The organism is Alkalibacterium sp. (assembly GCF_046484155.1).
Classification (GTDB): domain Bacteria; phylum Bacillota; class Bacilli; order Lactobacillales; family Carnobacteriaceae_A; genus Alkalibacterium.
This window is the reverse complement of sequence record NZ_JAWOBT010000111.1, coordinates 1-12,937: the sequence shown is the minus strand read 5'-3', so window position 1 is coordinate 12,937 and position 12,937 is coordinate 1. Positions and strand designations below refer to the sequence as shown.

Annotated in this window: 11 protein-coding genes and 1 riboswitch; of the genes, 4 read left to right on the top strand and 7 right to left on the bottom strand. The window is 42.1% G+C overall.

Annotated elements, in window-relative coordinates; genetic code table 11:
- Positions 1-130 precede the first annotated feature (130 nt).
- From R6U02_RS08090 to arcA, 7 genes are all read right to left on the bottom strand, one after another.
- A complete protein-coding gene (locus R6U02_RS08090; protein ID WP_410263104.1) occupies positions 131-1,762 on the bottom strand; it encodes a fructose-specific PTS transporter subunit EIIC in 1,632 nt (543 codons plus the stop codon).
- Positions 1,763-2,686, bottom strand: a complete 924-nt coding sequence (pfkB, locus tag R6U02_RS08085) for a 1-phosphofructokinase (RefSeq protein WP_410263105.1) — start codon at positions 2,684-2,686, stop codon at positions 1,763-1,765.
- 3 nt (positions 2,687-2,689) lie between these two features.
- A complete protein-coding gene (locus tag R6U02_RS08080; protein ID WP_410263103.1) occupies positions 2,690-3,433 on the bottom strand; it encodes a DeoR/GlpR family DNA-binding transcription regulator in 744 nt (247 codons plus the stop codon).
- Between the two features lie 264 nt (positions 3,434-3,697).
- Positions 3,698-5,206 (bottom strand): YfcC family protein, encoded by a 1,509-nt coding sequence (locus R6U02_RS08075; protein WP_410263102.1) that lies wholly within the window; start codon positions 5,204-5,206, stop codon positions 3,698-3,700.
- Positions 5,207-5,242: 36 nt separating this feature from the next.
- Positions 5,243-6,184: a carbamate kinase gene (arcC, locus tag R6U02_RS08070; RefSeq protein ID WP_410263101.1), complete on the bottom strand. Its 942-nt coding sequence runs from the start codon at positions 6,182-6,184 to the stop codon at positions 5,243-5,245.
- A gap of 76 nt (positions 6,185-6,260) precedes the next feature.
- Complete coding sequence (argF, locus tag R6U02_RS08065) at positions 6,261-7,274, bottom strand: ornithine carbamoyltransferase (protein ID WP_410263100.1); 1,014 nt, start codon at positions 7,272-7,274, stop codon at positions 6,261-6,263.
- 38 nt (positions 7,275-7,312) lie between these two features.
- On the bottom strand, positions 7,313-8,569 hold the full coding sequence (arcA, locus tag R6U02_RS08060) for an arginine deiminase (protein ID WP_410263099.1): 1,257 nt from the start codon (positions 8,567-8,569) through the stop codon (positions 7,313-7,315).
- A gap of 498 nt (positions 8,570-9,067) precedes the next feature.
- Positions 9,068-9,248, top strand: a riboswitch (Lysine riboswitch).
- Positions 9,249-9,342: 94 nt separating this feature from the next.
- Here arcA and R6U02_RS08055 point away from each other — a divergent pair.
- The 4 genes from R6U02_RS08055 to R6U02_RS08040 form a co-directional block, all read left to right on the top strand.
- On the top strand, positions 9,343-10,545 hold the full coding sequence (locus R6U02_RS08055; RefSeq protein ID WP_410263098.1) for an aspartate kinase: 1,203 nt from the start codon (positions 9,343-9,345) through the stop codon (positions 10,543-10,545).
- 27 nt (positions 10,546-10,572) lie between these two features.
- Entirely contained in the window at positions 10,573-11,559 is a 987-nt protein-coding gene (locus R6U02_RS08050; RefSeq protein WP_410263097.1) for an aspartate-semialdehyde dehydrogenase, read from the top strand.
- Position 11,560: 1 nt separating this feature from the next.
- On the top strand, positions 11,561-12,442 hold the full coding sequence (gene dapA, locus R6U02_RS08045; RefSeq protein ID WP_410263096.1) for a 4-hydroxy-tetrahydrodipicolinate synthase: 882 nt from the start codon (positions 11,561-11,563) through the stop codon (positions 12,440-12,442).
- Between the two features lies 1 nt (position 12,443).
- The coding region (locus R6U02_RS08040) for a 4-hydroxy-tetrahydrodipicolinate reductase (RefSeq protein ID WP_410263095.1) at positions 12,444-12,937 on the top strand (494 nt) is incomplete at its 3' end.

Sequence of the window (12,937 nt, the reverse complement as noted above, 5' to 3'; positions counted from 1 at the left end):
AAAGAAAATACAAACCCAACAATTGTTATTTTGCAGCACGAATATGGCCTTGATCCTGATAAAAGCGGAGAGGATAGTAAGGGAACGAATTTTGTAGACATGGCAAAGGCGTTTAGTGGCAAGGGGCTCACTACTCTGGTTTACCTTCACACTGTACTTGGCTGCTCGTCAGCGCCGAATCAGGCGCCGAAATGCACGAGCTGACATCGGAACAGGGTTTCGAGAAGGCAATACCTAGTGGTGGAATCATTCCCCCTACCATAACAGCTGCCATTAGGCTACCGTCACCTGTATCACCAAAGACTCCTATTGAGAATGCGTAGGCTGCTTTGTTTACAGGACCACCCATATCAACGGCCATCATGCCACCTAATACTGCACCTAAGAGAACTGCATTACCGGTACCTAGATTATTTAAGAAGTCCAGCATTGCATTATTAATTACGGCAAAGAACGGACCAATTAGGAAGAACATCAATAACCCAACAGTTAATAGACCGAGAACGGGATAAAGTAAAATTGCTTTTATTCCTTCAAAACTTCTTGGTACATTTTTAAGCAGTTTTTTGATCCAGTTCATTACATAACCAGCGACAAAACCGGCTATCAGTCCGCCTAAGAAACCGGCGTTACTATTTACAGCTAGTAAACCACCTGCCATACCAGGAAGTAAGCCCGGACGATCTGCGATACTATAAGCAATGTAACCCGCTAATACCGGGATCAGGAATTGGAAAGCCGAGCCACCGATAGTATTCAAAGAAGTAAACAAGACGCTGTCTGAGCCTAATTGAGCTTCAAACAAGAAAGATAAGGCAAGTAATATCCCGCCACCGACAACAAACGGAAGCATGTGTGATATGCCGTTCATCAAGTCTTTATAGACAGATTGCAGAATCGTTCCACCTTCTCCATCAGTTGAAGAACTTTGTGCTTCATACTGATCACCAGCGTCTAAAATAGGTGCATTGCCCGTACTTGCTTTAGTGATTAATTCTTCTGCCTTTTTGATGCCATCAGATACTGGACGCTGGAGCACATGTTTACCGTTAAAGCGAGCAATATCCACTTTTTTATCAGCTGCAACAATGACTCCGTCTGCTCGACGAATTTCATCTTCAGTTAATATGTTCTTAGCGCCATCTGTGCCGTTTGTCTCTACACGTATTTCCACGCCCATTTCGGCTGCTTTTTTCTTTAAGGCATCTTCTGCCATATAAGTGTGTGCAATCCCTGTTGGACATGCGGTCACAGCGACTACGAATTTCTTATCTTTTTTATCCGACTGTACTTGAGTGACCTCTTCTTCTTTTTCACTTTCTTCAAAGAGTGCTTGTACATCTTCAGGTGTCTGCGTTGTTTTTAATGCTTGAACCACTTCCTCGTCAACAAGCTTTCTTGCGAGCGAGGCTAACACTTCTAAATGGACATTATCTCCACCTTCTGGAGCAGCTATCATGAAGAATATCTCAACGGGTTGTCCGTCTAACGCGTTGTAATTCACACCACTAGATGATTTTGCAAAAAGGACGGCCGGTTTGGCAACTGCTTTGTTTTTTGAATGCGGCATCGCGATACCGTCACCAAGACCTGTAGAGGTTTGTGCTTCACGCTCCATGATTCCTTCTTTAAAGGTATCAAAGTCGTTTACAGCCCCTTCATCAACAAGTCGTTTAATCATTTCATCGATGGCCGATTCTTTCGTTCTTGCTTTTAGATCCATGATCATCAGTTCTTTTTTCAAGACGTCATTAATTTTCATTTACTTTTCCTCCCATTTCTGTATTTTGATTTTAGGTAAGAGTTTGTCTATATCCTCTTTTTTCGCCAGATCTTCTTTAAATGCCGTTGCACTTCCACACGCAAGGCTCATTTTGAAGGCCTCTAGCGGATTTTTTGTTTTCTGATATTCACCGACAAAGCCGCCGACCATAGAATCCCCGGAACCGACCGAGTTAACTAATTGTCCTTCTGGTGCTTCGCTATAATAGACCTCACCATCCATTAAAAAGAGTGCGCCGTCGCCCCCCATGGAAATGATCACGTACTTCGCGCCTTCTTCGAGCATTTTTTTGCCATAGGGAACGATATCAGTTAATTTTTCTAGTGTTACGTCATACAAAGCTTCCAACTCATGTATATTGGGTTTTACTAACAAAGGATTTTTGGATAAAGCCCTATGCAGTTCTGCTCCAGTGGTATCGATAATGAAATCCGCCTTTTTGCTTTTGACAAAATCAATCAGACGTTGATAATAATCGTCGGATAACCCTTTAGGCTTACTGCCAGCTATGATGACCAGATCGTTTTCTTTCAGTTCATCTAATTGCTTATAGAAACGCTGACTCGCTTCTTCATCGATGAATGGGCCATCATCGTTTATTTCTGTTTCTTGTTCTCCTTTTAGTTTAATGTTGATTCGCGTGTCTGCCTCAATGTGCGTGAACTCTGTTCTGACGCCTTCTTCGGTCAGTTTTTCTAGAAGAAGTTGACCGATAAATCCGCCTACAAAACCTAAGGCTACATTAGGCGTATTTAATTGTGTAAGAATTCTGGAAACGTTGATCCCTTTGCCCCCAGGCGTTTTCTGATCTTTCTCGATTCTGTTTAACTGACCCAATTTGATGGGGTCGTTAGGATAGATCACATAATCGATCGATGGGTTTAATGTTACTGTATATATCATCATTTAAGCCTCCAATACTCGTGTATACTCATTTAATTCCTTTTTATCTTCAGGTAACTTGGTGGTGATAATTGTGCAGTCATCAATATCGGCAACTTTCACGAAACTGACGTCCCCTAGCTTAGACACATCGGCTAATATATAGGATTGATTGGACCTCTTTATTGCTTTTCTTTTTATCGCTGCCTCTTCGACATCAGGTGTCGTATAGCCTTGTTCTAAATCAATTCCGTTCATCCCCATGAAAGCTTTGGTAAAGTTGAGCTCTTCCAGCTGTCGTTCTGCAACGGAACCAATAATCGCTTTTGTCCGTTGCTTGATCTTACCTCCCACTAGAATGGAATCTATATTATAATCGGTCAACAATGAAGCATGAGGGACACCATTGGTAACGACTGTGATATTTTTTCCTTCCAGATAGGGGATCATCGTGTATGTCGTTGTCCCGGCATCCAAATAAATAACTTCATAATCATCGATCAATGAAGCCGCCAGTCGACTGATCCTTTCTTTTTCCTGCATGAATTTGACCGTTTTTTCATCCATGGTCGGTTCATCCACTGGTTTGCGTTTCTTTTTGGCTCCACCATGAATACGAACCAATTTATTTTGATTTTCCAAAGTGGTTAAATCACGTCTTATCGTTGATTCTGAATGATTTAACTGTTCGACTAGCTCTTGGACTGTAATCATATTTTTCCACTCAAGTTGATCAAGAATAAATGTGTGCCTTTCTTCTGTAAGCACTTTCTTCACCTCTTTAAATGAATTTTATCATTTATTGTTTATCATTTCAATCATTTACCTTTATAATCGTTCAAATTCGTTCATTTATTTTGAAATCGTCTTATATTGTTCTTTTAAAGGGGTTAATTTTTCATCCTACGTGTCATTCTGATCACTGGCAACTTCCATCCTTTAGAACTATGTCGTTATGCTGATAGATAAAAAAAAGATCTCCAATGCAAAATTATCTTCTGCATCAGAAATCTTTTTTATATTTTATTCAGTTTAGAAGAAGAGTACCCCTAACGCCATGAGTATACATGAGACGACGAAGATGATACCGACCAGTTTTGCAACATATCTCCACCAGGTTGTCAGCTCTACTCCGGCAATCGCCAAGGCACCCATAACCACACCAGAAGTAGGGGTGATCAGGTTGACTATCCCACTTGCTGATTGGAAGGCAGTGACAACGATATCTTGAGCAACACCTACAAAGGTTCCAAGTGGTCCCATGATCCCCATCGTCGCACCTGCAAGGCCAGACGTTGAAGGAATCAGGAAGGATAGTGGAATATAGAAGATATAGGTTAGAATCGAGAACAAGACTGGAGAAAAGTCAGACAATCCTACTTCTCCGAAATGCAATATCGTCGCAGTGATCATTCCTTCATTCATGATGACTTGAATACCACGGGCGACAGCTACAATTAACGCAACACTGAGTAAGTCTTTTGCGCCATTAACAAAGCCTGAAACAATTTCGCTTTCCGGCAATCTGTAAATCATACCTATGATGACAGCCATGGCGAAGAACAGCATGGTGATCTCCACGAAGTACCAGTCTCCAAGCGGAACCATTTGCTGACCTAAAACTGTTCCGATAAATGGAAGTCCCATTAACCATGAATTGATCGTTTCAAAAATCGTCCAGTTTTCATTGAGCAGCGTCCAGGGTACAAGCCCCAGGATCATCAACAAGAAAGTCAATCCGAATAAGCCGATGACTATTTTTTGTTTGGAATTCATTTTATCTTCTGTTTCTTTTGTTTTGAATTTCTTTTTGTTAGCTTCATAGTCTTCATACACCAATGATGCTTCTGGGTTTTTTTGTACTTTTGAGGCATAACGATACACGTATATCGTGGCTATCGCATACATCACAAAGAAGAAGACTAAACGTAACCCGATACCTTGACCTGGGCTTATACCCAAGGCCTGTGAAGCAACACCCGTGGCAAACGGGTTAACGGTCGAACCAAGCACGCCCACGCCGGCTCCGAGTAACACAACAGAAACCGCCACTAGACTGTCAAAACCTACCGCTATCATGACAGGAATGATCAACGGATAGAAGGCAAGGGTTTCCTCAGCCATTCCGTACGTTGTGCCCCCTAATGCGAAGATAAACATTAGAATAGGAATCAATAGTTTTTCGCGCCCCTTATTGGCTGCGACAACTTGTGCAATAGCCGTGTCAAGTGCGCCGGTTTTATCGACAACACCTAAGAACCCACCAACGACTAAAATAAATAGCGACACTTCTATCGCTCCCGGAGTGCCATCGGTTCCCAACATTCCTTTAACGGGAGCCATGAAGACATCCCATAACCCTTGCGGTTGTTGATCAACATAAGCGAAAGTCCCGGCAATAATATTCCCGGCTTCATCCACTTCATAACTACCAGCAGGAACAAACCATGTGAAAATTGCCATAACAATGATGATAATAAATAGTATGGTAAATGATGACGGTAACGACATCAATTTATCTTTGAGTTTATTTTGAGCCATTTTTACCCCTCCAAATAACTTATTATTAGATCATAATCAACGCGTAATGATTGTACCACCGTTCTCTGATATAGCTGCTTGAATATTTTCCAAAGATGTAATAATTGCTTTACCCGAAGGATTGTTTTCCACGAATTTTAATGCAGCTTCTACTTTCGGTAACATGCTTCCAGCAGCAAATTGCTTCTCAGCGACATATTTCTGCATTTCTGCAACGGTCACTTCGTTCAGCACTTTTTCGTCTGCCTGTTGATAATTGACCATGACATTCTCTACACCGGTCAAGATGACTAAGAGGTCAGCTTTCAAACTGACAGCCAACGTTTCTGAAGCAAAGTCTTTATCGATGACAGCTTCTACTCCTATATAGTCGTCTCCTTTCTTAATGACAGGAATACCACCCCCACCTACTGTGATAGGTATGATGTCATTTTCAATTAAAGTTTTAATGACGTTTATTTCTTTGATGCTGATAGGCTTAGGTGAAGGCACTACTTTTCTCCAACCTCTGCCGGCATCTTCGATAAATTTAGCCCCAGTTTCTTTCATCTGTACTTTTCCGTCTTCTTCTGACAGGAAAGGACCTACTGGTTTAGATGGATGCTCAAAAGCTGGATCGTCTTCAGATACAACGACCTGCGTCACGATCGATGCCACGTCATTATTTAATCCTTTTTCTTTTAAGGCCTTAGATAAGGCCGCTTGAAGCCAGTATCCGATACTTCCCTGGGTCATAGCAACACACGTGTCTAGTGGCATAGCCGGATTCTTCTCGCTATCGGCTGCAACCTGTTGTAAAAGCAGATTGCCGACTTGTGGTCCGTTACCGTGTGAAACAGCAATCGCATCGCCATTTTCTACAAATTGGACAAGATACTTAGCCGTATGTTCCAAAGCTTTTTGCTGTGCTTGCGCAGAAGAATCGTCAGTCAGGATAGCGTTCCCACCTAATGCGATGACAATTTTACGTTTGGTCAAAGTTATCACTCTCTTTCTTTCCAAATTAATTTTAAATAAACTGACTGGTATTACCCAGTCAGTTATTTAAGTTTTTTTATACGCGTGGAATAAACAAGTTGCCTAATGTTGCAGCCATAATGGCTTTAATTGAATGCATACGGTTCTCAGCTTGATCAAACTGACGCGCATGTTTGCTTCTAAAGACTTCATCTGTGACTTCCATCTCGGTTTCGCCAAAGTCTTTTTCAACCATTTTCCCGTATTCAGTTTCTGTGTTGTGGAAAGCAGGTAAGCAGTGGAGTAAGATCGTTTCATCCTTACCTGTGGCTTTCATCATATCCATATTGATTTGGTAAGGTTTCAGCAATTTGACTCGTTCTTCGAATTTGTCTTCTTCACCCATGGATACCCAGACATCCGCGTACAGTGCATCAGCGCCTTTGACGCCTTCTTTGACATCGTCGGTGATCATAATTTTACTGCCGGATTTTTCTGCGTATTCTTTAGCCATTTTGACTAATTTGTCATCTGGGAACAGTGATTCAGGTGATACAATATGCACGTTCACGCCTAAAATTGCGCCGGTGATCAACAAGCTGTTGGCCACGTTGTTACGGCCGTCACCAGTATAAGCTAATGTCAGTCCTTCTAATTTTCCGAAATTTTCTTTGAGTGTCAAATAATCAGCAATCATTTGTGTAGGGTGCCACTCATCTGTCAAACCATTCCAGACCGGAACGCCCGAGTGTTCTGCCAAGAGTTCAACATTTTCTTGTTTGAAGCCACGGAATTCGATTCCGTCAAACATTCCGCCTAAAACTTTTGCTGTATCTTCAACGGATTCTTTTTTGCCTATTTGAATATCATTTGTTCCTAGAAATTCCGGATGTGCACCTAAATCGATCGATGCTACTGTAAACGCTGAACGGGTACGTGTTGATGATTTTTCAAATAACAACGCGATATTTTTTCCTTCTAAATAACGATGAGGAATCCCTTTTTTCTTCATTTCTTTCAGGTGAGCTGAAAAATCAATGAAATACATCAATTCTTCTTTCGTGAAATCTATCTCTTTTAATAAGCTACGACCTTGGAATACGTTTTGCATATTTTTTTCCTCCTAATATATTATATATACTTTATTTATTATACATCTTTTCTGACAAGAGGCATACTCATACAGCGTGGACCGCCACGACCTCTTGATAATTCGCTCGATTCTACTTCGATAACTTTAATCCCTTTTTCTCTCAACAGTGCATTGGAGACATAGTTCCTGTCATAAGTGACTACGACACCCGGAGCAATAGCTAGCGTATTCGACCCGTCATTCCACTGTTCCCTTGGAGCCGCAATCGCATCGCCGCCACCACATTGAATGAGCTCGATGTCTTCTACGCCCAGCGCATCTTTCAACACTTTGGTCAAATCCTTCTCGTGCGTGATTTTAACTTTTCCAGCTTCCTCTGATCTTTCCAGAATATAGGTGTCGATCGACCCGTCGAGCTCTAAGATGCCAGGATGGATGGTGAATTTATTGTGATCGATCATCGTGAAGACGGTATCCAAGTGCATCATGGCCCGCACATTAGGGATTTTAATGGCTAAAACTTTTTCGAAAGAAGACCCTTTTTCAAATAATTTGATAGCCAACTCTTCGATCGCTTTTGCCTCCGAACGTTGAGAAATACCGACAGCCAAGACTTTATCATTTAAAATGAGTTCGTCTCCACCTTCCATATGTGTGGATTCTTCACGGTCTCTCCATATTTCGATCCCGCTATTTTTAAAGCGCGGATGATTATTCATGATCGTTTGAAGGAATAAGGTTTCACGTTTACGTGCTTCAAATGTCATATTGTTGATGGTCAGACCGTTTCCGATCGAAGCGCCAGGGTCGCGTGTGAAGTAAAGATTTGGCATAGGATCCATGTAAAATGGATATTGCTCGCGATCACTGATATCTGCAAGATGATTGGATTCAACTTCCACTTCATTCTTACGTACGCCAGCCATGATTTTTTCGACCATTTCAAATGTTTTCATTGAAAGCAAATACTCTTTCAGTACTCTATACACATTCTTTGATGAAATATCCGATTCATTCAGCATCGTTTCTACAAATGACTCTTTGGTATCGGAGGCATCGATTGCTTCAGCCGATAATTTTTCAAGATACAAGACCTCTACTCCGTTATCTCTTAAAGCATCTGCAAACTTATCATGCTCCTTCTGGATAACACGCAAGTGCGGAATGTCATCAAACAGCAACCGTTCCATAATATCGGGTGTCAGATTTTCGATTTCTTTACCCGGTCTTTTCAATAGAACCGTCTGCAATTCTCCTATCTCCGAGAACACATGTATAGGTTTCGTTTGTTCTGTCTTAGTTGTATTGTTCACTTTGTTTCCTCCTTAATTTATTTGCTACCTGTATGATAGCACTTACAAAGAGCGTTGTTAAGAGCATGTAAACGCTTGCTTAGGCCTGTCATTTGCTTTAATTGTATAAAAATTACTTATTTGTATAAATAACTGGATACTGTCCTGAAAAAATGAATAATATAACGAGTTATACAAAAAATATTAAAAATAAGTTTACTCTAATAATATTATTAAATTTTTCACAAACTTTGTCTTTCACTCCTTCATCACGATCGATTTCTTAATTAAAGACCATCATACTAGCGTTTCAATGCACTTTTTCTCTCTGCTTAAATCGTATGACTCATTTTTTTCAACATATTTCCCTCACCTTTATTAACTATAATCTCATTTATGAAATTTTTCAATTTATACTACTTATTTATTCATTTAAAGTAAGGGGGCGTTAATTTCGACGTTACTTGTTTACATTAACATTAAAATTTGATAAGCTTAGTAACATAAATTAAAAATTAAATGAATGGATGAGGCGCAAAAATCATCAGTACTCGTTTTATAAGGACCTGTAAGTCCAAGATGAGGAAAGGGAAATTTGCCGAAACCGTTTGCTTCTTACAGAGAGCAGACGGTTGGGCTGCATATGAAGAATATGCGGACTGCCGTATAGCTATAGGCTAAACGGAGTGCTTCCGCTTGTGACGATATCTTTTTGCGAACAAGTCGGCATTCCCGACTTGTTTTTTTGCATTCATACCATTGTTATCACATATCATCCAAGAGAAGGAGTCGTTATGAAAAGAAGTGTTTTAAAATTTGGAGGATCAAGCGTTGCCGATTTCATAAAAATCAAAGAGATTGCAAACTATCTCAAGTCACGTATCGAAAAAGATGAACAGTTGATTGTTGTTGTCTCGGCGATGGGAAAAACGACTGACGACTTGCTGACTTCAGTGAGCCAATTGACATCCAATCCTAACGATAAGGATTTAGCTATGTTGCTCAATACGGGCGAACAGCAAAGCATTTCATTTCTATCTTTAGTTTTAAACGACTTGAACGTGCGAGCTAGACCGCTAACTGGCTATCAGGCAGGAATAGAAACGACTGGGAAGCATTTAAAAAGTAAAATTTCTTCAATAAAATCAGATTTCCTGGAAGAATTATTTGAAAATCACGATTTACTTATTGTCGCCGGGTTTCAGGGTTTCAATAAAGAAGGCGAACTCACCACTCTTGGTCGCGGGGGATCAGATACCACGGCTGTAGCTATCGCTTCTGCTTTAGATTGTCCCTGTGAGATTTACACAGATGTGTCGGGTGTGTACAGTACCGACCCGCGTATCTTTCCGGAAGCTAAGCGTCGGGACACCATTTCATTTGAAGAAATGATGGAAATGTCTGCTCTAGGCGCCGGTGTCCTCGAAACGCGTAGTGTGGAATTAGCTTGTAATCATAACGTCCCTCTTTACCTGGGAAAAACATTATCTACCGAGAAAGGAACATGGATCGTGCCAAATAATCAAATGCTTGAACGTAAAGCCGTGACCGGGGTCGCCTTAGATAAAGAAATGGCTCACGTCACCATCACGTATCAACAAGAAACCAAAACCTTCTTAACTGATTTGTTCATCAAATTAGAAAAAGCAGAAATAAATATCGATATGATTTCTCAGATCCAAAACCAGGACGGTCTGCAGCTGTCCTTTACATTCAAAGAGTCTGAAGAACGCGAGTTGAATCATTTGTTCGATTCTCTGAAAGAATCTTATACTGACTTATATGTAAAAATCGAAACAACCTATTGTAAAGTCTCCGTCATTGGAGCCGGTATGCGGGATATGACCGGTGTCGCTTCTAAGATATTCAAGCTTTTATTATCCTCCGACATTCCTTTTTACCAAGTCACGACTTCAGAAATCAGCATCTCTTATGTCGTTGACGGAAAAAACGGAGAAAAAGCGACCCGCTTATTATGTCAGACCTTTGATTTATAAAACTGATTCAAAAGAAAGGACGATACCATGTATAAACTAGCTCTAGTGGGTGCCACCGGTTTGGTTGGCCAGACGATGCTCCACTTATTGGAACAGAAAAACATCCCTTTCTCCTCTTTGACCCTTTTTTCATCCGCGCGTTCAGCCGGAAAAAGCGTTGAATTCAAAGGTGAGACCTATACCGTTGAAGAACTGACGGAAGAAAAAGCTAAGGGAGATTTTGATTATGTCTTGATGTCTGCCGGTGGAGAGATAAGTTTACACTTCGCTCCCCTCTTTGAAGAAGCCGGTGCCGTTGTGATCGATAATTCCAGTGCCTGGCGCATGGATGACACCATTGACCTGATTGTTCCAGAAGTAAATAAAGCGAGCCTTAAACGCAGGATCATCGCTAATCCCAACTGTTCTACGATACAGTCAGTCATTCCGCTCAAACCTTTGGCTGATGCCTTCGGATTGAAACGTGTGGCCTACACGACCTACCAGTCAGTATCGGGATCCGGCTGGAAAGGCATAGCAGATTTAGACAAAGGCGAAAAAGGCGAGGCACCGGAGACTTATCCGAAACCTATTTACCATAACGTTATCCCGCAAATCGATGTCTTTTTAGAAGATGGGTATACCAAAGAAGAAGAAAAGATGATCAAAGAAACGCAAAAAATATTAAATGATGCCTCGATCGACGTCACAGCAACATGCGTTCGCGTTCCCGTTCCTCATGCACACGCCGTTGCCATGAACATCACGTTGAAGCAGGCCCCCACTGTTGCGGAGCTGAAAGCCGTCTTAGGAGACTTCCCTTCTATTATCGTCATGGACGACCCGTCGCGTGAGATTTACCCTACCCCCCTGGATGCCGCTCATAAAGAAGGCGTCTTTGTCGGTCGCATCAGAAAAGATAACAGCCTGCCTGACACCTATCATTTATGGTCGGTGAGCGACAACATACTCAAGGGCGCCGCTTTAAATGCTGTTCAAATACTTGAAGAACTTATCTCCAGAAAGGATGATTAATTTGACACGATTATTTACCGGTGCAGCTGTTGCAGTCACGACCCCCTTTATAGAAGGTAACGTGGATTATGACAGTTTCAAGAATCATTTGATTTTCTTAAAAGAAAACAGCATCCAAGCTTTTGTGGTCAACGGTACCACGGGTGAAGCTACCACCTTGACACGTAAAGAAAAAACCAGCTTGTTGTCCATTGCGATGGATGTGGCAGATGACGCGATTCCAGTGATTGCCGGGACAGGTTCGAACAATACAGCTGAGGCTGTCATCCTTTCTCAGGAAGCTGAAAAGCTAGGCGTAGACGGCCTGTTGGTCATCACCCCTTACTACAACAAGACAAGTCAAAAAGGCCTGCTTGCTCACTTTACTGCGATTGCCGATGCGGTTTCCATTCCGATCATTTTATATGATGTCCCCTCACGTACAGGGGTAACGATCGCACCAAAAACGCTGGAAATCCTGGCTCAGCATCCAAACATCATTGGTCTGAAAGACGCGACCGGTGACTTGGCTCATCTCAGCCGTCTTCAAGGGGTCGTAGCGGACTCGTTCTCGTTTTACAGCGGGAATGATGACTTGGCCCTACCCTTCTTCTCATTAGGCGGACACGGCCTTATCTCGGTCCTGGCCAATGCTTTACCGAATGATTATCAGAACATGTATGTGGCGTCATTAGAACAGCCCAAACTGGCCGCGGACATCCACCGCAAGCTCTTTCCTTTAGTGGATGCTTTAGGTATCGATGTTAACCCGATCCCGATCAAAGTGTTGACCAGTCACTTAGGCTACGGCGCTTATTCACTGCGCTTACCGCTCGTCCCCCTTGAAGAGGCTGCTCAAAATGCTTTAACTGAGCTCTTCGATCACACAAGAAAGGATGCGTAAAATGAAGATTTTACTAGTCGGATACGGGACGATGAACAAACGCGTAGCCAAACTCGCTGAAGAGAACGGACATACCATCGTTGGAGCAGTCACGCCAACGGAGGAAAAGGACTGTCCCTATCCTCTCTTCGGGTCACTAAATGAAGCATTGCCCGAAACCGATTGTGTGATCGATTTTTCACACCCGACCTTGACCAAAGAACTGTTGACCTCTGATCTCAACGTCCCGATGGTGATTGCGACCACCGGTGATAAAGAGACACTGCTTGCATTGATGGACAAAAAAGCGACGCAGGTTCCCGTATTTTTCAGCGCCAATATGAGCTACGGCGTCCACATCGTAACGCAGCTGCTCGAAACCATCGCCCCGCTCATGGATGACTATGACATTGAGATGATCGAAAAGCATCATAATCAGAAAATCGATGCCCCAAGCGGAACGTTGATAAAACTGCTTGACGCGATCACTGAAAAGGCCCGTCCCGATGCTCAGAC

Bases quoted from the DNA above. Each gene is read 5' to 3' on its own strand.
- R6U02_RS08090 (WP_410263104.1), bottom strand. From the start codon at position 1,762: ATGAAAATTAATGACGTCTTGAAAAAAGAACTGATGATCATGGATCTA.
- pfkB (WP_410263105.1), bottom strand. From the start codon at position 2,686: ATGATATATACAGTAACATTAAACCCATCGATCGATTATGTGATCTAT.
- R6U02_RS08075 (WP_410263102.1), bottom strand. From the start codon at position 5,206: ATGGCTCAAAATAAACTCAAAGATAAATTGATGTCGTTACCGTCATCA.
- argF (WP_410263100.1), bottom strand. From the start codon at position 7,274: ATGCAAAACGTATTCCAAGGTCGTAGCTTATTAAAAGAGATAGATTTC.
- R6U02_RS08055 (WP_410263098.1), top strand. From the start codon at position 9,343: ATGAAAAGAAGTGTTTTAAAATTTGGAGGATCAAGCGTTGCCGATTTC.
- R6U02_RS08050 (WP_410263097.1), top strand. From the start codon at position 10,573: ATGTATAAACTAGCTCTAGTGGGTGCCACCGGTTTGGTTGGCCAGACG.